20 protein-coding genes are annotated in these 20,661 nt (G+C 68.7%); 10 read left to right on the top strand and 10 right to left on the bottom strand.

What is annotated here, in order from left to right; translation table 11 throughout:
- Positions 1 to 22: 22 nt before the first annotated feature.
- Complete coding sequence (gene hutC, locus ACFTS5_RS04460; RefSeq protein ID WP_378627331.1) at positions 23 to 778, bottom strand: histidine utilization repressor; 756 nt, start codon at positions 776 to 778, stop codon at positions 23 to 25.
- A gap of 86 nt (positions 779 to 864) precedes the next feature.
- Between hutC and hutU the strand changes: the two genes are divergently transcribed.
- A complete protein-coding gene (hutU, locus tag ACFTS5_RS04455) occupies positions 865 to 2,541 on the top strand; it encodes a urocanate hydratase (RefSeq protein ID WP_378627329.1) in 1,677 nt (558 codons plus the stop codon).
- Between the two features lie 142 nt (positions 2,542 to 2,683).
- Positions 2,684 to 4,876, top strand: coding sequence for an RNA polymerase recycling motor ATPase HelR (gene helR, locus ACFTS5_RS04450; RefSeq protein WP_378627327.1), 2,193 nt, complete (start codon positions 2,684 to 2,686; stop codon positions 4,874 to 4,876).
- Between the two features lie 83 nt (positions 4,877 to 4,959).
- On the opposite strand, the gene hutH is transcribed toward helR, so the two are convergent.
- Positions 4,960 to 6,519 carry a histidine ammonia-lyase gene (gene hutH, locus ACFTS5_RS04445; protein ID WP_378627325.1) on the bottom strand — a complete coding sequence of 520 codons (1,560 nt, stop codon included), beginning with the start codon at positions 6,517 to 6,519 and terminating at the stop codon, positions 4,960 to 4,962.
- Positions 6,520 to 6,738: 219 nt separating this feature from the next.
- Here hutH and hutI point away from each other — a divergent pair, with 219 nt between their 5' ends.
- Both hutI and hutG read left to right on the top strand, forming a co-directional pair.
- Positions 6,739 to 7,926 carry an imidazolonepropionase gene (hutI, locus tag ACFTS5_RS04440; protein ID WP_378627323.1) on the top strand — a complete coding sequence of 396 codons (1,188 nt, stop codon included), beginning with the start codon at positions 6,739 to 6,741 and terminating at the stop codon, positions 7,924 to 7,926.
- Positions 7,923 to 8,840 carry a formimidoylglutamase gene (hutG, locus tag ACFTS5_RS04435; protein ID WP_378627321.1) on the top strand — a complete coding sequence of 306 codons (918 nt, stop codon included), beginning with the start codon at positions 7,923 to 7,925 and terminating at the stop codon, positions 8,838 to 8,840. The genes hutI and hutG overlap by 4 nt, the downstream gene beginning before the upstream one ends.
- 15 nt (positions 8,841 to 8,855) lie before the next feature.
- On the opposite strand, the gene ACFTS5_RS04430 is transcribed toward hutG, so the two are convergent.
- The 3 genes from ACFTS5_RS04430 to ACFTS5_RS04420 are packed head-to-tail and all read right to left on the bottom strand — an operon-like array spanning position 8,856 to position 10,916.
- Positions 8,856 to 10,139, bottom strand: a complete 1,284-nt coding sequence (locus ACFTS5_RS04430; RefSeq protein ID WP_378627320.1) for an ArsB/NhaD family transporter — start codon at positions 10,137 to 10,139, stop codon at positions 8,856 to 8,858.
- A gap of 13 nt (positions 10,140 to 10,152) precedes the next feature.
- Positions 10,153 to 10,611, bottom strand: a complete 459-nt coding sequence (locus tag ACFTS5_RS04425; protein ID WP_378627318.1) for a CBS domain-containing protein — start codon at positions 10,609 to 10,611, stop codon at positions 10,153 to 10,155.
- A gap of 29 nt (positions 10,612 to 10,640) precedes the next feature.
- On the bottom strand, positions 10,641 to 10,916 hold the full coding sequence (locus ACFTS5_RS04420; protein ID WP_378627316.1) for a hypothetical protein: 276 nt from the start codon (positions 10,914 to 10,916) through the stop codon (positions 10,641 to 10,643).
- 176 nt (positions 10,917 to 11,092) lie between these two features.
- Between ACFTS5_RS04420 and ACFTS5_RS04415 the strand changes: the two genes are divergently transcribed.
- Positions 11,093 to 12,109, top strand: a complete 1,017-nt coding sequence (locus ACFTS5_RS04415; RefSeq protein WP_378627314.1) for a histidine kinase — start codon at positions 11,093 to 11,095, stop codon at positions 12,107 to 12,109.
- A complete protein-coding gene (locus ACFTS5_RS04410) occupies positions 12,106 to 12,759 on the top strand; it encodes a response regulator transcription factor (RefSeq protein ID WP_301901138.1) in 654 nt (217 codons plus the stop codon). Before ACFTS5_RS04415 ends, ACFTS5_RS04410 begins: the two co-directional genes overlap by 4 nt.
- A 55-nt stretch (positions 12,760 to 12,814) precedes the next feature.
- On the opposite strand, the gene ACFTS5_RS04405 is transcribed toward ACFTS5_RS04410, so the two are convergent.
- The 3 genes from ACFTS5_RS04405 to ACFTS5_RS04395 are packed head-to-tail and all read right to left on the bottom strand — an operon-like array spanning position 12,815 to position 15,040.
- A complete protein-coding gene (locus ACFTS5_RS04405) occupies positions 12,815 to 14,008 on the bottom strand; it encodes a cation:proton antiporter (RefSeq protein WP_378628328.1) in 1,194 nt (397 codons plus the stop codon).
- Positions 14,009 to 14,018: 10 nt separating this feature from the next.
- On the bottom strand, positions 14,019 to 14,501 hold the full coding sequence (locus tag ACFTS5_RS04400) for a cation:proton antiporter regulatory subunit (protein WP_378627312.1): 483 nt from the start codon (positions 14,499 to 14,501) through the stop codon (positions 14,019 to 14,021).
- Positions 14,502 to 14,560: 59 nt separating this feature from the next.
- A complete protein-coding gene (locus ACFTS5_RS04395; protein ID WP_378627311.1) occupies positions 14,561 to 15,040 on the bottom strand; it encodes a cation:proton antiporter regulatory subunit in 480 nt (159 codons plus the stop codon).
- 138 nt (positions 15,041 to 15,178) lie between these two features.
- On the opposite strand from ACFTS5_RS04395, the gene ACFTS5_RS04390 reads away from it, so the two are divergent.
- Together ACFTS5_RS04390 and ACFTS5_RS04385 are read left to right on the top strand one after the other, a co-directional pair.
- Complete coding sequence (locus tag ACFTS5_RS04390; protein ID WP_378627310.1) at positions 15,179 to 16,678, top strand: SulP family inorganic anion transporter; 1,500 nt, start codon at positions 15,179 to 15,181, stop codon at positions 16,676 to 16,678.
- A 132-nt stretch (positions 16,679 to 16,810) separates the two neighbouring features.
- Positions 16,811 to 17,146 carry an STAS domain-containing protein gene (locus ACFTS5_RS04385; RefSeq protein WP_101468711.1) on the top strand — a complete coding sequence of 112 codons (336 nt, stop codon included), beginning with the start codon at positions 16,811 to 16,813 and terminating at the stop codon, positions 17,144 to 17,146.
- Between the two features lie 63 nt (positions 17,147 to 17,209).
- On the opposite strand, the gene ACFTS5_RS04380 is transcribed toward ACFTS5_RS04385, so the two are convergent.
- Positions 17,210 to 18,247 carry an LLM class F420-dependent oxidoreductase gene (locus ACFTS5_RS04380; RefSeq protein WP_378627308.1) on the bottom strand — a complete coding sequence of 346 codons (1,038 nt, stop codon included), beginning with the start codon at positions 18,245 to 18,247 and terminating at the stop codon, positions 17,210 to 17,212.
- A gap of 151 nt (positions 18,248 to 18,398) precedes the next feature.
- Here ACFTS5_RS04380 and ACFTS5_RS04375 point away from each other — a divergent pair, with 151 nt between their 5' ends.
- Positions 18,399 to 19,058, top strand: coding sequence for a cyclodeaminase/cyclohydrolase family protein (locus tag ACFTS5_RS04375; RefSeq protein ID WP_378627306.1), 660 nt, complete (start codon positions 18,399 to 18,401; stop codon positions 19,056 to 19,058).
- A 1-nt stretch (position 19,059) separates the two neighbouring features.
- Here ACFTS5_RS04375 and ACFTS5_RS04370 read toward each other — a convergent pair whose 3' ends face one another.
- Entirely contained in the window at positions 19,060 to 19,944 is an 885-nt protein-coding gene (locus ACFTS5_RS04370) for an NADP-dependent oxidoreductase (RefSeq protein WP_378627304.1), read from the bottom strand.
- Between the two features lie 75 nt (positions 19,945 to 20,019).
- On the opposite strand from ACFTS5_RS04370, the gene ACFTS5_RS04365 reads away from it, so the two are divergent.
- On the top strand, positions 20,020 to 20,463 hold the full coding sequence (locus ACFTS5_RS04365; protein WP_378627303.1) for a winged helix-turn-helix transcriptional regulator: 444 nt from the start codon (positions 20,020 to 20,022) through the stop codon (positions 20,461 to 20,463).
- The last annotated feature ends 198 nt before the right edge of the window (positions 20,464 to 20,661 follow it).

Here is a 20,661-nt window from a genome sequence, read left to right as displayed (position 1 = left end):
GTTCGGCGCACTCGACGCACAGTCAGCCCGGTTCGCTACCGAAGCTGCCTTCCAGCCGATTGCGCGAACCCGGATGCACGAGCCGTGCCATGCTGACCAACCCGCCCGAGGACCAGGTGCGGCGCCGGATGAGCAGGCACGGCTCGTCGGCGTCGATGCCGAGCAGCACACACTCCTCGCGGGCGGCCCGCACCGCCTCGACGACATGCTCACCGCGCAACAGTGGCGCGACCTCGCTGAGGTAGACGTTCGGAGTGACGGCGGTGAAGTCCTGGGCGAGGTAGTCGGGGGCCTGTGCCGGGTTGACGTAGCGGTCCTCGAGCTGGATCGGCACGCCGTCCTCCAAGTGCACCAGCAGCGAGTGGAATACCGTGCCGCCCATGGCATTCGCCAGCTCGGCATCGCCCGGAACCTCGGATCGCACGAACACCACCTCGGTGCGATGACGATGTCCGCGACCGGTGATCTCGTCGGCGATGTTGCGGACCTCGAACAGCGGTGAGGAGGCCTTGCTCGCCGCGACGAAGGTGCCCACACCCATCACCCGGGTGAGCGCGCCGTCGGCGGTCAGGTCACGCAGGGCGCGATTGATCGTCATCCGGGACAGGCCGAGCGCGGCGACGAACTGGTTCTCCGAGGGGATCTGCTCCCCCGCGTTCCACCGGCGCGCCTTGATCTGCGCCATGATCAGCTGCTTGACCCGCTCATACGCCGCGAATTCGCTGCCGAGCTCGCCGTAGAGCGCGGCCAGCTCCGCATCGACTACCTCGATCGCCACCACCGAATATCTCCTCGCCTCGCCCAGAGAATACGTTGCGCTCGAAACTCGTCGTTACTTGTATATACAGGAATATACTGGTCCCCATGACCGATGCGACACCGCCTGTCTCCGGCCCACGTCCCGTGTCCGCTCCGCGCGGCAGCGAGCTGCACACCCTCGGTTGGCAGCAGGAGGGCGCCTTGCGGATGTTGATGAACAATCTCGATCCCGAGGTCGCCGAACGCCCCGACGACCTGGTCGTCTACGGCGGGACCGGGCGGGCGGTACGCAGCTGGGCGGCATTCGACGCGATCGTGCGAACGCTGGAGACCCTCGCCGCGGACGAGACATTGCTGGTGCAGTCCGGGAAGCCGGTGGGAGTTTTCCGCACCAACGAGTGGGCGCCGCGGGTGCTGCTGGCGAATTCGAATCTCGTCGGCGACTGGGCCACCTGGGACGAGTTCCGCAGGCTCGAGCAGATGGGGCTGATGATGTACGGGCAGATGACGGCCGGGTCGTGGATCTACATCGGCAGCCAGGGCATTCTGCAGGGCACCTACGAGACCTTCGGCGCGGTGGCACGCAAGCGATTCGGCGGCACCCTCGCCGGCACCATCACTCTCACGGCGGGCGTCGGCGGGATGGGGGGCGCGCAGCCTCTCGCGGTGACGATGAACGAGGGGGTCGCGCTGTGCGTGGACTGCGATCCGGCGCGCATCGACCGGCGGATCGCGCACGGCTACCTCGACACGAAGGCCGAGACCTTGCGGGAGGCACTGGATCTCGCTGTCGCAGCGCGTGACGAGCGCAGGCCGCTCTCGATCGGCCTGGTCGGCAATGCGGCCGAGGTCTTTCCCGCACTGCTGGCCATGGGCGCACCGATGGATATCGTCACCGATCAGACCTCGGCCCATGATCCGTTGTCCTACTTGCCGATCGGGGTCGCGCTCGAGGACTGGCACACCCTCGCCGAGAAGGATCCGGTCTGGTTCACCACCGAGGCACAGGCGTCGATGGCCGCGCATGTCGAGGCGATGGTCGGCTTCATGGACGCCGGCGCCGAGGTGTTCGACTACGGGAACTCGATTCGCGACGAGGCCAGAAAGGGCGGCTACGACCGGGCTTTCGCGTTTCCCGGCTTCGTTCCCGCCTACATCCGCCCGCTCTTCGAAGAGGGCCTCGGTCCGTTCCGCTGGGCCGCGCTCTCGGGTGATCCGGCCGATATCGCCGCCACCGACCGCGCGATCGTGGAGTTGTTCCCCGACAACGACCATCTGCGCCGCTGGATCACCATGGCGGGCGAGAAGGTGAAGTTCGAAGGTCTGCCCGCGCGGATCTGCTGGCTCGGCTACGGCGAACGTCATCGCGCGGGCCTGAGATTCAACGAGATGGTCGCCTCGGGTGAGCTGTCCGCTCCGCTGGCCATCGGCCGCGATCACCTCGATTCCGGGTCGGTGGCCTCCCCCTATCGCGAGACCGAGGCGATGGCCGACGGCTCCGACGCGATCGCGGACTGGCCGCTGCTCAACGCACTGCTCAATACCGCGTCCGGGGCGAGCTGGGTGTCGATCCATCACGGTGGCGGGGTCGGGATGGGCCGTTCGATCCACGCGGGCCAGGTGTGCATCGCCGACGGCACCGAGCTGGCCGCGCGGAAGCTGGAGCGGGTGCTGACCAACGACCCGGGCACCGGCGTGATGCGACATGTCGACGCGGGTTACGAGCACGCGGCCGAGGTAGCTCGTGAACGGGGTGTGCGGATTCCGATGCAGGAGGGCTGACCGGCCCGGAAAAGACGAGAGCCCCGGCATCGCCGAGGCTCTTTCCACTTTCAATATATAGCGTAAACAGGGACTTGCGGCAAGGCCCCGGGGGTGCTGCACAATCATCCGGTCGCACCGGAAAAAGTACAGTTAGGGGCCTATGTCAGCGCACGGGTACGAAGAGGAACGCCGATCCGAGCAAAGCTATGTCGCCGGGTTGTACTCGCGCCTCGATGCCGAGCGGGCACGGGTGAAGGGCCGCTACAGCGCGGCGCTGCGCACGAAGGGCGACTCCCCCATGGAGCGCGACAACGAGGTGCGGGCGCTGGGCAAGGAAGTACAGCGCCTCGATGTGGCCGACAACGGACTGTGTTTCGGCCGGCTCGACGCGGCCTCGGGCGAGCGGTCCTATATCGGCCGGATCGGGCTGTTCGACGAGTCGAACGATCTGGAACAGCTGCTCCTGGACTGGCGGGCACCTGCGGCGCGCGCCTTCTACGTCGCCACCGCGGCCAACCCGGAGGGCATGCGCCGGCGTCGGCAGTTCCACACCCGGGGCCGCCGGGTGGTCGATTTCACCGATGAGGTGCTCGGGCGCCCGGACGGGAGCGAGGGCGGAACGGACGCCGCGCTGCTCGCCGCGGTCGACGCGCCACGCGGGGACGGGATGCGCGACATCGTCGCGACGATCCAGGCCGAACAGGACGAGATCATCCGCCTGGAGCACCCGGGCGTGACCGTGATCGAGGGCGGTCCCGGCACCGGGAAGACCGTGGTGGCGCTGCACCGCGTCGCGTACCTGCTCTACACCCAGCGCAGGCGGATGGAGCGCCAAGGCGTGCTCGTGGTCGGGCCCAATCCGGCCTTCCTGAACCACATCGCCCATGTGCTGCCCTCGCTCGGCGAGACGAATGTCGTGTTCGCCACCACCGCCGACCTGGTGCCCGGTCTGCGCGCGACGGCGGAGGACTCCCCCGAGGCGGCCCGGCACAAGGGTTCGCTGCGAATCCTCGACGTCCTCGCCGCGACGATCGCGGATCGCCAGCGACTGCCCGAGGCGCCGCTGACGATCGCGCTGACCGATGTGACGGTGCGCATCGATGCCGCGACCGCGGAGTGGGCCAGGCAGGAGGCCAGGGAGAGCGGGCGCCCGCACAACGAGGCGCGCGCGGTGTTCACCGAGATCATCACCTATGTCCTCACCGAGCGCGCGATCGCCCGGATCGGCGAGGGCTGGCTGACTCGCGACGACACCGAGGCATGGGAACAACTGCGCGCCGACCTGGTCCGCGAGCTCGCCGACAACGACGAGTTCACCGCGGCACTAGATCAGTGCTGGCCGATCCTGAAACCGGAAACCGTGCTGTCCCAGCTGTATTCGTCACACGATCGGTTGCGGGCGGCAGGCGCGGACGAGGCGCTGTGGCGGGCCGACGGTGGCGCGTGGACGGTCTCGGACGTGCCGCTGCTCGACGAACTCGTCGACCTGCTCGGCCGCGACAAAGCCGCCGACGACTCCGCCGAGCGAGAGCGCAAGGCCGAGGCCGAGTACGCGGCCGGCGTGCTGGACACCCTCATCAGCCGCGAAGACCTGATGGACGACGAGGACCACCTGCTTGCCCAGGACATGCTCTACGGCGAAGACCTGGCCGAACGCTTCCTCGAGCGCGACACCCGCGAACTCGCCGAACGTGCCGCGGCCGACCGTGAGTGGACCTACGGACACGTGGTGGTCGACGAGGCCCAGGAGTTGTCGGCGATGGACTGGCGGGTACTGATGCGGCGCTGCCCGAGCCGCTCCTTCACGATCGTCGGCGATCTCGCCCAGCGCCGGTCGGCGGCGGGCGCGACGTCCTGGGCCACGATGCTCGAGCCCTATGTCCCCGGCCGCTGGATCTACCGTTCCCTGACCGTGAACTATCGCACCCCCGCGGAGATCATGGCCGTGGCCGCCGATGTGCTCGCCGAATTCGCCCCCGACGTCCGGCCGCCGGATTCGGTCCGGTCCTGCGGTGTCGCCCCTTGGTCGCGCAGGATCACCGCCGACGAATTGTCCTCCGCGATCGAGGAATTCGTTCAGGACGAGGCAGGCCGCGAGGGGACGAGCATCGTGATCGGCCCGCCGGGCGTGCCGGGCACGGTGCCCGCGTCGGAGACGAAAGGTCTCGAGTTCGACGCGGTACTGGTCGTGGATCCGCAGCGGATTCTCGCCGACGGGCCACGCGGGGCGGCCGAACTCTACGTCGCGCTGACCCGGGCCACCCAACGTCTCGGGGTCCTGCACCAGAGCCCGTTGCCCGAGTCGCTGCGCGGACTCACCGAGGTCCAGCAGGCACAACGGCTGCGAGCGTAGCGATTCACGAGACCGCTGCCTCGCCTTCGCGGGCGAGGCAGCGGTCCACGCCGGCGCCTCGGTACCCAGGGCCGCGGTCGCCGTCAGCCGAGGGGGCCGGTCACCGATTCGGCGGCGGCCAGCAACGCACCCGATGTCGCCAGCCGAACCGCCGCTTCGATATCCGGGGCGAGGTAGCGGTCCGGGCCCGGACCGGGAACTTCGGTGCGCAGCCTCGACACGACGGCGGCAGTGGCGGGTGCTGGAGTGAGGGGTGCCCGCAGGTCCAATCCGCGGGCCGCCGTGAGGGCTTCGATGGCCAGCACCCGGGTGAGGCCGTCGAGGGCGCGGCGGAGTTTGCGGGCGGCGGACCAGCCCATCGAGACGTGGTCCTCCTGCATCGCCGAGGAGGGGATCGAGTCGACCGAGGCGGGGGCGGCCAGACGTTTGAGGTCGGAGACGATGGCGGCCTGGGTGTACTGGGCGATCATGTGACCGCTGTCGACGCCGGGATCGTCGGCCAGGAACGGGGCGAGGCCGTGGTTGCGGGCCTTGTCGAGGAAGCGGTCGGTGCGGCGTTCGCTCATCGAGGCGACGTCGGCGACCACGATGGCCAAAAAGTCCAGCACATAGGCGACGGGGGCGCCGTGGAAATTGCCGTTGGACTCGACCCGGCCGTCGAGGGTGACGACGGGATTGTCCACGGCACTGGCCAATTCGTGGCCGGCGACGCGTTCGGCGTGGTCGAGGGTGTCGCGGGCGGCGCCGGCGACCTGGGGTGCGCAGCGCAACGAGTAGGCATCCTGGACGACGGTGCAGTCCGGGGTGGCGTGGCTGGCCACGATCGGCGAATCCGCCAGCACGCGCACCATATTGGCGGCCGCGACCGCCTGGCCCGGTTGCGGGCGCAGTGCTTGCAGGTCGGCGGCGAAGACCTTGTCGGTGCCGAGCAGACCCTCCACGCTCATCGATGCGGTCACATCGGCCAGCCGCAGCAGGGCCCGCAGGTCGTGGCAGGCGAGCACCAGCATGCCGAGCATGCCGTCGGTGCCGTTGATCAGCGCGAGGCCTTCTTTCTCCGCGAGCTCGACCGGGGCGATCCCGGCATCGGCCATGGCCTCGGCGGCAGATCGCAGCGCGCCGGTCGCGTCCCGGACGGTGCCCTCCCCCATCACCGCCAGTGCGACGTGGGCCAGCGGCGCGAGATCACCGGAACAGCCCAGGCTGCCGTACTCGTAGACCACCGGGGTGATGCCCGCCGACAGCAGCGCGGCATAGGTCCGCGCGACCACCGGGCGCACCCCGGTCCGGCCGGTGGCCAGGGTCGACAGGCGCAGCAACATCAACGCGCGCACCACCTCCCGCTCCACTTCCGCGCCCGACCCCGCCGCATGCGAGCGAATCAGGCTCCGCTGCAACTGCTTGCGTGACTCCGGCGGAATATGACGGACGGCCAGCGCGCCGAACCCGGTCGACACCCCGTACACCGGCCTCGGGTCCGCGGCCAGCGCTTCGATCCGCGCACGACTCGCCTCGACGGCGGCGACGGCATCGTCGGACACCACCACCGCGACGCCGTCCCTGGCCACCCGGACCAGATCCCGCGCCGAGACCGGACCCGTGCCGACGACGACCGGTCCGGGCCGATCCGAGTCGATGCTCACGATGCTTCTCCCCTCACTGCGGGCTATCCCTTGACGTTCTTGTCTATACAGGTCTATACCTATCGTACGTATCCTGGCGAGCATCCACCGGGCTCTACCCGCGCTCTACGATCCGAAGGGCCGCTACGGTGCGGGGAACGTGCCGCGCTGCTCTCCCGCGCACATGATGTACCCCTCACACACCGCCGTGCTCGACAACGCGCCCAGGAGGACTCCTCCATGCCCACCACCGTGCTGAGCGATATCGGCACTCTCGTCACCAACGACCCGGCGCTGGGCGAGGGCCCGCTGGGGCTGCGGCGCGACGCCGCACTGGTCATCGACGACGGGCGGGTGGCGTGGGTGGGTGACAGTGCCGCCGCACCGGCCGCCGACACCGCGTTCGATCTCGGCGGACGCGCGGTGCTGCCCGGGTTCGTCGAGTCGCATTCGCATCTGGTGTTCGCGGGCGACCGCGCCGAGGAGTTCGCGGCGCGGATGGCGGGGCGGCCATACGGGGCGGGTGGCATCCGCACCACGATCGCCGCGACGCGAGCAGCGAGCGACGAGCAGCTCGCGGCGACTGTGCGACGGCTGCTGGACGAGTCCTTGCGGGCAGGCAGCACCACGGTCGAGTGCAAGAGCGGCTACGGGCAGACCGTGGCCGACGAACTGCGCAGCGTCCGGATCGCGGCCCGCCGCACCGACGAGGTGACGCTGCTGGCCGCACACGTGCCGCCGCCCGAATACGCCGGGCGCGCCGACGACTACGTGACGATGGTGTGCGAGCAGATGATTCCGCGGTGCGCGCCGTATGCCCGGTGGATCGATGTGTTCTGCGAGCAGGGCGCCTTCGATCGCGATCAGGCGCATGCCGTGCTGACCGCGGGGATCGCACACGGGCTGGTGCCGCGCGTCCACGGCAATCAGCTGCGGCAGGGACCAGGGGTGCAGTTGGCCGTCGAGCTCGGCGCCGCGTCGGTGGATCATGTATCGCACGTGAATCGTGCCGATATCGACGCGCTCGCGGACAGCGATACGGTGGCCACGCTGCTGCCCGGCGCCGACTTCTGTACGCGCAACAGCTATCCCGATGCCAGGGCGCTGGTGGACGCGGGAGTCACCGTCGCGCTCGGCGCGGACTGCAATCCGGGCACCAGCTACACCACGAGCTTGCCGTTCTGTATCGCCCTGGCGGTGCGGGAAATGCACATGACGCCCGACGAAGCGGTCTGGGCGGCAACCGCAGGTGGCGCGAAGGCGTTGCGGCGCACCGATATCGGTTCCCTCTCCCCTGGTTCCCGCGCCGATGTCATCGCGCTCGACGCCCCCTCGCACCTGCACCTCGCCTACCGCCCCGGCGTTGCGCTGGTCGGTCAGGTGTGGCGCGAAGGAGTCCTCGTCGCGCATCGAGGTGGGGTGCGATGACTTCCGAATCCGCCTGGACCGGTCGCGTCGACGGCACGACGCCGGAGCACCTGCGCTGGCATCAGGCCGTCACGCCCTACCAGCCGGGCGACGATCCCGGCGCGTGTGTTTTCGTCGGTTTCGCCTGCGAGGAAGGCGTGCGCCGGAACAAGGGCCGCCTCGGCGCGGCGGCGGGCCCGGACGCGCTGCGCGGGGCGTTGTCGCCGATGGCGCTCGCCACCGAACTGCGCGCCTTCGACGCGGGGACGATCGCCGTCACGGACGACCGGTTGGAGGACGGTCAGCGGCGGCTGGGCGAGACGGTGTCCGCGCTGCTGGACGACGGCGCTTTCCCGGTCGTTCTCGGCGGCGGCCACGAGGTCGCCTACGGCACCTACCTCGGGCTGGCCGGTTCGGCTCGCCGCGTCCCCGGCAGCGTCATCGGGATCCTCAACCTCGACGCGCATTTCGACCTGCGGCCCGATCCCGTGCCCAGTTCCGGCACCCCGTTCCGGCAGATCCTCGAGACCGGCGACGACGTCCGGTACGCGGTGATCGGGATCAGCCAGCCCAGCAACACCCGGGTCCTGTTCGACACCGCGGACAGATTCGGCGTGCGCTATCTCCTCGACGACGACTGCGAGCCGACCCGGGTCGCCGCCTTCGTCGACGTCTTCCTGGCCGGGATCGACCTGCTGTATCTGACGATCGATCTCGACGTCCTTCCGGCCGCGGTGGCTCCCGGTGTGAGTGCCCCTGCCGCCTACGGTGTCGCGCTGTCCACGATCCAGGCCGTGTGCGACCGCGTCACCGCCTGCGGCAAACTCGCGGTTGTCGATGTCGCCGAACTGAATCCGCGGCTCGACATCGACAACCGCACCGCCCGCACCGCCGCCCGGCTGATCCACCGGATCGTCACCCGTCACGTCGGGTGAACTCCGGCGCGGGACTCAGAAGTAGCGGATCCACACATAGATCCAGGCGATGACGCTGCTGAGCATCGTGACCAACATGCCGTACTTGGTGAACTGCCAGAAGGTGATCCGCTGCCCCGCGCGGGCGGCGATCCCGAGGGCGACCACATTGGCACTGGCCGCCACCGCCGTGCCGTTCCCGCCGAAGTCGGCGCCCAGGGCGAATGCCCACCACAGCGCTTGCCCGGTAGCGGGATCCGGTGCGCCCGCGACGATGTCCTCCACCACCGGCGCCATGGTCGCGGTGTAGGGAATGTTGTCGACGAACGCGCCGAGGATCGCCGAACCGAACACCAGCGCGGTCGCGGCCAGGAAGTAGTCGTCACCGACCCAGCCGATCGCGGCGTCACCGATGGCGGCGATCACCCCGGTGTGTACCAGGCCCGCGACCATCACGAACAGTCCCATGAAGAACACCAGCGTCGGCCATTCCACCTCGTGCAGGACCTCGCCGATGTCGAGGCCGGAGACCAGCACCATGATGCCCGCGCCGACCAGAGCGATCACCGACGGCGCGACGTGCAGCACGCTGTGCAGGCAGAAGCCGACGACCACACCGGTGAGCACGACCATCGAGCGCACCAGCAGTGCCGGATCGCGGATCGCGCGCCGTTCCTGCAGCGCCATCACCGCCTCGACCGAGGTGGGATCGGTGCGCAGCGCCGAGCGGAACAGCACCCGGGTCAGCGCGACGAACAGCACGAAGGTGATCACCACGATCGGGGCCATGTGCACGAGGAAGTCGTTGAACGTCAGCCCGGCCCGGCTGGCGATGATGATGTTGGGCGGGTCACCGATCAGCGTCGCCGCGCCGCCGATATTGGACGCGAGCACCTCGGCGATCAGGAACGGTTGCGCGGCGATGCCGAGACGTCGGCACACCACCAGCGTCACCGGGGCGACCAGCATGATGATGGTGACGTTGTCGAGGAACGGTGACGCGACCGCGGTGATCAACATCAGCATCACCATCAGGCGATACGGATTGCCCCGCGAGCGTTTCGCCGACCAGATCGCCAGATAGTCGAACAGGCCGGTCTGCTTGATGACGCCGACGATGATCATCATCCCGAGCAGCAGGAAGATGACGTTCCAGTCGATGCCCTCGTGGGCGGAATAGAAGACCTCGTCGCCGGGGATCAGGCCGAGCAGAGCCATCGCCCCCGCGGCGATCAGGACGGTTTTGACCTTGTCGGCTTTCTCCGTGGCGATGAAGAAGAAGGCGACCACGAAGATGGTGACGGCAAGCGCTGCGGCCATGAGCGCGTGGCGTTCAGTCGCCGGGGCCGACGACAGCGAGGCTGGTCAGCAACCGTTCCAGGGTGATCGCGCCGCACAGGGTGCGCGAACGGTCGACCACGGCGATGAGCGGACTGTGCTTGCGCGCCATCAGGATCGCGATTTCGAGCAGGGTCGCGTCGGGGGTGACGGTGGCAGGCTTGCTCGCGCCGTCGGGCAGGCAGTCGCCCACGGTGAGGCTGCCGGGTTCCTGCCAGAACAGGTCGGCGTGCACCTCGTCGATCGTGCGGACCAGTGTCGGGTCGTCGTGGTAGGAGGCGGGAATCGCCAGGCGCAGCACCTGGGTTCCCGGCAGGACCGCCACCGGCCGGTCGAGCTCGTCGACGACGATCAGACCGGGCAACCGGTTGACGACCATCAGCCGCACCGCGCGGGCGACGGGGTCGCTGGTGCGAACGGTCGGCAGGTTCATCGCGATGTCGCGTGCGCGCATGGCATGGCTCCGGGGGGATTCGACGGTGCTCACGGGTGGGCCTGCCGTCCGGTCAGGTGGTCCAGGCGTTGTTCGAGGCGAGCGAGCCGGTCGCCGAAGGGCCGCGAACGCATCAGCTCGGCGACCTGGTCGGCTTCGTCGGGTTCGAGCTCGATGTCGACCGTGGGTTCGTCGCCACCCCCTGCGTAGGCGAGCAGCCGTCGCGTGCCCGACGTGTGCGTCAGCAGGGCGAATCGGATGCCGTGGCGGGTGTGGAAGCTGTGCAGCACACCTGCTCCCGGGATCGTCGTCCGGTCGATGTCCATGGCCGGCGGTCCTTCCTCGGCTCGTCGAAAGCGTCTGATCGAAGTCTGGTTCGCGCAGGTGGCGGGCACTATCGGCCGTGACACCCATTTCCTGGGCGGGTCGGCGCCGGTCACCGGGTGCGGGATGGGTGCTGGGCACCATGGACAGAACGCGGGGGCGCCAGCATGCTGGTGTCATGAACCGTCTCGCAGTGCTGCGAGCAGGACGCTCGCGGCGAATCCGAACGCCGGTGACGGCGTTGTTCTGGCGGATCTGCGTGCTCAACGGCGTGATCTTCACCCTCGGCACGCTGATCCTGGCCTTCTCCCCGGCCACGGTGTCGGCCCGGCTGCGCCTGACCGAGGTGCCGGTGCTGGTGATCGGGCTGGCGGTGATCCTGACGGCGAACGCCGTAGCGCTGCGCACGTCGCTGGCTCCGCTCGACGAGCTGGTCGCCTCCATGCGCCGCGTCGACCCGCCCCGGCGCGCTGTCCGCCTCGAGCGCGGGGCCAGCGGGGACTTCCATCAGCTGATCGAGACGTTCAACGCGATGCTCGACCGCTTGGAGGCCGAGCGTTCGGTCGCCGGTGGGACCGCGCTGGCCGCCCAGGAGGGTGAGCGGCGGCGCATCGCCCGCGAACTGCACGACGAGATCGGCCAGAGCCTGACCGTGGCGCTGTTACGGCTCAAACGGGTCGTCGACCGGGCACCCGCCGACCTGCGCGAAGAAGTCGAGGCGGCTCAGGAAACAGTGCGCGGTTGTCTGGACGAGGTGCGCGGGATCGCCGCGCGGCTGCGGCCCGACGTGCTCGAAGAACTCGGCCTGCACAGCGCGATCACCGCGCTGTGTCACGAATTCAGCCGCACGGCAGGCATTTCCGTGCGTCGCGAGGTCGACCCGGCGATCAGCCGCCTCGACCCCGACATCGAACTCGTCTGCTACCGGGTCGCCCAGGAGAGTTTGACGAACGTGTTGCGCCACGCCGACGCCGACGAGGTGAGCTTGCTGATCACACCGAGAGCCGACACCGTGATGCTGCGGGTGACCGACAACGGTCGCGGTGGCGCGGTCGAGGACGGGGCGGGCATCCGCGGGATGCGCGAGCGCGCGATGCTGATCGACGCCACGCTGACCATCACGTCCCCGGCCTCGGGCGGTACCGCGGTCGAACTGATCGTCCCGGTCGCCGCACGCGAAGCAGTGCCCGCATGAGCGCGCCGACCCGGATTCTGCTGGCCGACGACCACGCCCTGGTGCGCAGCGGGTTGCGCATGATCCTGGACAACGAACCGGACCTGCTCGTGGTCGCCGAGGCCGCCAACGGGCTGGACGCGGTCACCGCCCTCGCCGACGACAGCATCGACCTGGTGATCCTCGACATCGCCATGCCGCGGATGACCGGCATCCAGGCCGCCCGCGAGATCACCAGGAACAACCATCCGGTACGCATCCTGATGCTGTCGATGTACGACAACGAGCAGTACTTCTTCGAGTCGCTGAAGGCGGGCGCCTCCGGCTACGTGCTGAAGTCGGTGGCCGATCGCGACCTCATCGAGGCGTGCCGGGCCACGATGCGCGGTGAATCGTTCCTCTACCCGGGCGCGGTCACCGCACTCGTGCGCGATTACCTGCAACTCGCCCGGCAGGGCTCCGCGCTGCCGGAAACGATCCTCACCCCCCGCGAGGAGGAGGTGCTCAAGCTGATCGCCGAGGGGTACTCGGCGCGCGAGATCGCCGCCGAGCTGGTGATCAGCGCGAAGACCGTCGACCGCCATCGCGCCAACATCCTGCAGAAACTCGGCCTGCGCGACCGGCTCGACCTGACCAGATACGCCATCCGCGCCGGATTGATCGAGCCGTGAGAACACCGAGGGCCCCCGCACCGAACGATCGCGCGGGGGGCCCGGACACGGGTCGTCATTCTGCGTGCGGGTCGACCTTCACACGCTGCTTGCGACCGACCACCAGCCGCATCACCGGTTCCACGATGCGGGCGCCGATCGGGCCGATGATGGCCATCAACAGCACGTACGTGGTGGCGAGCGCGGCGAACTCGGCCGGCACCGCACCCGCGGCCACCGCCAGACCGGCGATGACGATCGAGAACTCACCGCGCGCGACCAACGCGGTCCCCGCGCGGGCGCGGCCCAGTTGCGAGGCCCCCGCCCGTTTGGCCGCCCACCACCCCGTGGCGATCTTGGTGACCGTGGTGACCACGGCCAGCAGCACCGCCCAGCCCAGCACCGGCGGAATACTCGCCGGATCGGTACTCAAACCGAACAGCACGAAGAACATCGCCGCGAACAGGTCACGCAACGGTTCGAGGATCTTGGTGGCATCGTGCGCGGTCGAATCCGAGATCGCGATACCGAGCAGGAACGCACCGACCGCCGCCGACACCTGCACCGCCGAGGCGATACCCGCCACCAGCAGCGCCGAACCGAGCAGCTTGAGCAGGAAGATCTCCCGATCCTCACTCGCCACGATCGCCGAGACGTACCGGCCGTAGCGCAGCGCGACGATGAGCACCAGGGTCACCGCGACCAGCGCGATACCGACCGTGGTCATCCCCGCCACGAATCCGACACCGGCCAGGACCGCGGTGAGCACCGGCAGGTACACCGCCATCGCCAGGTCCTCGAACACCAGGATCGACAGCACCGTCGGCGTCTCCCGGTTACCCAGGCGGCCGAGGTCGTTGAGTACCTTGGCGACGATCCCGGAGGAGGAGATGTAGGTGACGCCCGCCATCGCGATCGCCCCCGTCGGCCCGAGGCCGAGCATCAGCGCCACGATCACACCGGGAGTCGCGTTGAGCACCAGGTCGAGCAGACCGGCGGGCCACGATTTGCGCATGCCGGTGACCAGTTCACCGGCGGTGTATTCCAAACCGAGCAGCAACAGCAGCAGCACGACGCCGATCTCGCTGGCGATGTGGATGAAGTCCTCCACCTCGTGCAACTCGATCAGACCGCCCGTACCGAAGACCAACCCCCCGAGCAGGTAGAGCGGGATGGGCGAGAGGCCGATGCGGGCAGCGATCCGCCCGAGCACACCCAACCCGAAGAACACAGCCCCCAGCTGGATCAATGCCAGCGCGGTTCCACTGATCTCCACCGGCTCAGCCGTCGGTCAAGATCGAAGCGGCGGCGTCGAGTCCGGCATTCGTGCCGACCACGACAACCATGTCGCCGCCGGCGAACACGAACTCCGGTCCTGGCGATGCCAGGACCCGGCCCGCGCGCAGGACCGCCACGATCGAGGCGCGGGTCTTGGTCCGCAACTCGGTGTCGCCCAAACGTCGTGACGCATAGGGCGAGTTCGGCGGTACCAGCATCGACCGCGTGCTCACTCCGTCGAGTTCGCGATGTTCCTCGCGCAGTTGCGCGACCAGCTGCGGTGCGCCGAGCAGACTCGCCAGCGTGCGGGCTTCGACAGCGGACAGTGGAATCTGGACGGTGGAATCCGGGTCGCCGACCTTCGTGAAAATCAGGTCGGTACCGCCGTCGCGGTGGTCGACGATGCCGATCCGGCGGTCCACCTTCGACAGTGAAAACTCTTTGCGGACACCGATTCCCGGCAGGGACGTCACTTCTACATTCATGGGATCACCTAACCTCAGCTAGGGATACCTTACCTGCCCTTTACTATCCGCATGGATTGTCAGCCGGCGTCGAGAAGCCGTCCAGCCGCGTCCAGACCCTCGTCGGTGCCGACCACAACGACCAGATCACCGGGGATGAAGGTGAAATCGGTTCCCGGCGAAGGAGTCACCTCACCCGCGCGCACCACCGCCACGACCGAGGCCTTGGTACGCGTGCGCATCTCGGTGTCGCGCAGCGGCCTACCGTCGAACGGGCTGCCACGATCGATCGCGAACTGCCTGGTCGACAGCTCCCCCGCACTGTGGGTCTCGCGTGTCTTCTGCACCACCTGCGGCGCGCCGAGCAGGCCGGCCAGCACACCGATCTCGGTGTCGGACAGGGGAATCGAGGTGGTCGAATCGTAGTCGCCCGCTCGCGAGACGACCAGGTCGACGGAGCCGTCGCGATGTTCGATCACGCCGATCCGGCGGCGCGCCTCCGCCAGCGGAAAGTCCTTGCACACGCCGATTCCCGGTAAAGGCGTCACATCGATGTTCACGCCCTCACAGTACGACCAGATGGGAATAACACCACCCCCTACCCTGCGCACCGGGCATACCAGGCGAAACCCCGACCTCACGCGAAGTTAAGGTTGTCGACTGCCGGACCCCCGGCCTCTAGCGGAACGGAGTTCGGGATGGCCGTGTCGGCGCCTCGGCCAGCTCGGGACGACACCTCGGTACTCGCGGCCCTGCGCAGCCCGACACGGCTGCGGATCGAAGTGCTCGGCGGCCTGGTGGTCGCCCTCGCGCTGATTCCGGAGGCGATCTCGTTCTCGATCATCGCCGGGGTGGATCCCCGGGTCGGGCTGTTCGCCTCGTTCACGATGGCGGTGACGATCGCCTTCACCGGCGGCAGGCCCGCCATGATCTCCGCGGCCACGGGCGCGGTGGCCTTGGTGATCGCGCCCGTGGTGCGTGAGCACGGCATCGACTATCTGATCGCGACCGTGCTGCTGGCCGGGGTGTTCCAGGTGGTGTTGAGCGTGGTCGGCGTGGCCAGGCTGATGCGGTTCATCCCGCGCAGTGTGATGGTCGGATTCGTCAACGCGCTGGCCATCATGATCTTTCTGACGCAGCTGCCGCACCTGATCGGGGTGCCGTGGCTGGTGTATCCGATGCTGGTGGCGAGCCTGGCGATTCTGTTCTTCCTGCCGAAGCTCACCACCGTGGTGCCCGCGCCGCTCGTCGCGATCGTGGTGCTCACGGCGGTGACGATCGCCTGCTCGCTCGAGGTGCCGAATGTGGGCGACGAGGGCGCGCTACCGACGAGCCTGCCCGCACTCGGGCTCCCGCAGGTGCCGTGGAACCTCGACACCCTGCGGATCATCGCCCCGTTCGCGCTGGCGATGGCGCTGGTGGGACTGCTCGAGTCGTTGATGACGGCCAAGCTCGTCGACGACATCACCGATTCACATTCGGACAAGACCCGCGAGGGCTGGGGTCAGGGCGTGGCCAATCTCGTCACCGGGTTCTTCGGCGGGATGGGCGGGTGCGCGATGATCGGCCAGACCATGATCAACGTCAAGGTCTCCGGCGCGCGGACCCGGATCTCGACATTCCTGGCCGGGGTGTTCCTGCTCGGCCTGGTCGTCGGGCTCGGCGGGCTCGTGGCGCAGATCCCGATGGCGGTGCTGGTGGCCGTGATGATCATGGTGTCGGTGGGGACCGTGGACTGGCACTCCCTCGCACCGAAGACCTTGCGGCGCATGCCGCTCGCCGAGACCACGGTGATGCTGGTGACCGTGGTCGTCACCGTTGTCACGCACAATCTGGCGTACGGCGTGATCGTGGGAGTGCTGGTCGCGATAGTGGCGTTCGCCCATCGGGTCGCGCACTTCACCGAGGTCGTGGCGGTGCGCACCGCCGACGACATCCGCGTCTACAAGGTGCGCGGCGAGCTGTTCTTCGCCTCCAGCAACGATCTCGTCTACCAGTTCGACTACGTCGACGATCCGGCGAACATCGTGATCGACCTGTCCGACAGCCACATCTGGGACGCCTCCACCGTCGCCGCGCTCGACGCCATCACCACCAAATACGCCGCCAAGGGCAAGAAGGTCGACATCATCGGGCTCAACGCCGCCTCCGAAGCCAGGCACGAACGGCTGTCCGGCCTCGGCGGCGAGGAGAACTAGCATCGCCGCGACGGACCCCGACCATGGCGATCCCGTAGCGAGCAAACGCTGTGGCTTGCGTATTCGGGCAAAGTTGTGTGTTGTTGAACAGTGACCAACTCTTCCGGAGACGCGTATCCACTCACGGACACGATGACCACCACGACGGCGGTACACGACGGCGTCACGGTGCTGACGGTGACCGGCGAGGTCGACCTGGCGACCGCACCCGCGCTCGATGCCACCATCGAGGCCATCCTGGCCGAGAAACCGGCGGCGCTGGTGATCGACCTGACCGCGGTCGGGTTCCTGGCGTCGGCGGGCATGGCGACGCTGGTCGCCGCACATCAGCGGGCAGGCGAGACCACCTCGATCGCGGTCGTGGCCGACGGACCCGCCACCAGCCGTCAGCTGAAGATGACGAGCCTGGACCAGGTGTTCGCCATGCACACCACCCTGGACGCCGCCCTGGCGTCGTTCACGTCCTGACACAACACAACGCGCCGCCGCCCGGAAATCTCCGGACGGCGGCGCGTTTGTCGTCGGTGGGTGTCAGCAGAGCGAGCGCAGCTGCTCGATCAGCTTCACGCGACCGGCCGCGTTCTCGGCGATCGGCGTGACGTTGAGCGTGGTGACGCCCGCCTCGGCCATCGCGGCGATGCGTTCCTTCACGAAGCTCTCCGGGCCGATCAGCGACACGTCGCGCACCAGCTCGTCGGGCACGGCCTGGGTCGCGGCCTGCTTGTCGCCCGCCAGGTACAGCTCCTGGATGCGGTCGGCGGCCTCGCCGTAGCCGTACTTGGTGGCGAGGGTGTGATAGAAGTTCTTGCCCTTGGCGCCCATTCCGCCGATGTAGAGCGCCAGGTGCGGCTTCACGAACTCGAGCAGCGGAGTGACGTTCTCACCGATCGCCAGTGCGGGACCGGCGAAGATGTCGAGCTCGCCCAGCGCGGGATCACGCTTGGCCTTGCCCGCGGCGAGCGCGTCGCCCCACACGTCCTTCGCCTTCTCCGGCAGGAAGAAGATCGGCTGCCAGCCGTTGGCGACCTCGGCGGCCAGCTCCACGTTCTTCGGGCCGAGCGCGGCCAGCAGCACCGGAATATCCGCGCGCACCGGGTGATTGATCAGCTTGAGCTCTTTGCCCAGGCCGGTGCCACGCTCGGCGGGCAGCGGGATCTGGTAGTACTTGCCCTGGTAGTTGAGCTTCTCGCGGCGCCACACCGTGCGGCAGATTTCGAGGAGTTCGCGGGTGCGCCCGATCGGGGCGTCGTAGGGGACGCCGTGGAAGCCCTCGATGACCTGCGGACCCGACGCGCCGATGCCGAGGATGAAACGGCCGTCGGAGACGTAGTCCAGGCCCGCCGCGGTCATCGCGGTGAGGCTGGGGGTCCGGGTGTAGAGCTGCAGGATGCCCGAGGCCAGCTGCACCCGCTCGGTGCGGGCGGCCAGGAAGCCCAGCGCGCTCACCGCGTCGAACGAGTACGCCTCCGGCACGAAGACGATGTCGAGGCCGGCGCGTTCCAGGTCGGCGACCTCGGCCGCCGTCTCCTTGAAACCGTCCGTGTAGTTGATGCTCAATCCGATCCGCATGCACCCAACATAGCCCCGGACAACACGCACACCCCGACCGGTCGGTCTGTCGGCACAGGTGCTGGTCGAGCGGGGTGCGTGGGCGGGCACGCGGTAGCGTTGGGGGGGAAGATTCCACGCAATTCTCGCCGCATCGAAAGGCCACCCCGTCGTGTCGCAGCCCACCGTGTCGCCGCAGCAGATCGCCCCCTCCTTCGGTTCGGTGACCTTGGAGCACTACCTGTCGGAGCTGGCCGCGAAGGTGCCCGCCCCCGGTGGCGGGGCCGTGGCCGCGCTGCACGCCGCGCAGGCCGCCGCGCTGGTGGCGATGGTGGCGCGCTACACCACCCGGGCCAAGGACGCGCAGAACCGGCCGGTGATCGACCAGATCATCGTGGCCGCCGACGCCGCGCTGGCCAGGTCGCTCGCGCTCGCCGATGCCGACGCGGCCGCGTTCACCGCCGTCGGCGCCGCCTACAAGCTGCCCAAGGACACCGACGCCGAGATCGCCGCCCGCACCGCGGCGATCAACGCGGCACTCGTCGAAGCCGCGCGTGTGCCCGCCGCCGTGGTCGACGAAGCCGACGAAATCCTCTCGCTGGCCGCTGAACTGCTGCCGATCGGCAATCCGAACGTGGTCACCGATATCGGCGCCGCCGCCGACGCCGCCCGCGCCGCGGCGATGAGTTCGCAGCTCAATATCGAGATCAACGTCGGCTCGCTGCCCGCCGACCTCGGCGACCCGTTCGCCGCCGCGCTGTTGCGCGTCGATACCATCGCCGCCCGCGCCGACGCCCTGCACGGCGACGTGCTGCACGCGGTCCGCGGCTGAGTCAGCGGTCCGCGGTGAGCACGATCTTGCCGCGGACCCGACCGGATTCGCTGTGCCGATGCGCGGCGGCGAGTTCGGTGATCGGCAGGATCTGCGCGATGTCGACGGTCAGCTCCCCTCGGTCGACCGTCGCCGCGAGCTCGTCGAGCACGGCCGTCGTCGGATCGACATAGAGTCGGCGCACGCGCGAATCCGGGTGTGTCGCGGGACCTTCGGCGGCCACCACCTGTCCGGTTTCGCTCAGGACGGTCAATGATCGATCCGTGTAGTCGCCGCCGATCAGGTCCACCACCAGGTCGACCTCGCGCACCGCGGCGGTGAAATCGGTGGTCCGGTAGTCGATCGGTTCGGTGACGCCGAGTTCGCGCAGATAGGCGTGATTGCCGGTTCGCGCGGTGGCCGCGATCGACGCGCCGCGTCGCGCGGCGATCTGCACCGCCAGATGCCCGACACCACCGGCCGCCGCGTGCACCAGGACCCGCTCGCCCGGCCGCACCGAGGACAGTGCCTGCCAGGCGGTGACCCCGGCCACCGGCAGGGCGGCCGCGTGCACCGGGTCGATCGAGACGGGCACGCGGGCCAGTCGATTCTGCTGCGCCACTACGTATTCCGCGTTCGCGCCGCCGAACACCATGCCGTATACCGCGTCTCCCGGCGCGAAACGTGTCGCCTTGTCGCCCACGGCGGCGACGATCCCGGACACATCGAGCCCGAGCACCAGCGGCGGCTCCCCCAGCCGCCGGATCACACCGCTGCGCACCTTCCAGTCCGCGGCGTTGACGCTGGTCGCCACGACGCGCACCAGCACCTCCCCCGGCCCCGGTGTCGGCCGTGGCACCTCTGCCCTTTCGAAGACGTCCGGACCGCCGAAGGATCTCTGCATCATCTGCCACATACCGCCGAGTCTGCGCCGAGTGGTGTCCCAACGGTAGTAGGCACCTTTCGGATACCGTGGTACCCCGTGGATACCGTCAGTGGGGATCAGAGTTCGGTCGAAGCGTTCCTGCGGGACTGCCCCGCGCGGCAACTGCTGTCGGTACTCGCCGACAAATGGGTGCTGCTGGTCCTCGGCAGCCTGCGCGAGGCGGGCGGGCCGGTGCGTTTCAACGCCTTGCGCAGGCGCCTGGACGGCATCACCCAGAAGGTACTCACCCGAACGCTGCGCGACCTGGAACGCGACGGCCTGGTCCGGCGCGAGGTGTTCCCCACGATGCCGCCCCGGGTGGAGTACAGCATCACCGCGCTCGGGGCGGATCTGGGGCGGATCAGCCAGGCGATGGGTGCCTGGGTGGTCGACCACCACGCGGAGATCACCGCCGCCAGAGCCGATTTCGATGCCGCGCGCACCGCCGAACCAGCCCCGGTGCCGCAACCGGGGCGCCCGCTGTCACCGGTCTCGAAGTGAGAACGGTTTATCGGGGCCCCGACCTGCGTGAACGCAAGACGACACACCGTTGAGCCCGTCGGCCGTTACCACTTCGATAGGTCGAGTTGATCATGGCGGCCTAGACTTGGGATCCGCCTACGAGTGAGTGAAGGGGTGGCGTTTATGAGGAGCGCATTTCGTGTCCTGTTCGTCGCGATCATGGCGGCAATACTGGCC

It is taken from the genome of Nocardia sp. NPDC056952, assembly GCF_042674185.1.
Taxonomy (GTDB): domain Bacteria; phylum Actinomycetota; class Actinomycetes; order Mycobacteriales; family Mycobacteriaceae; genus Nocardia.
This window is presented reverse-complemented; position numbering and strand designations above follow the sequence as displayed.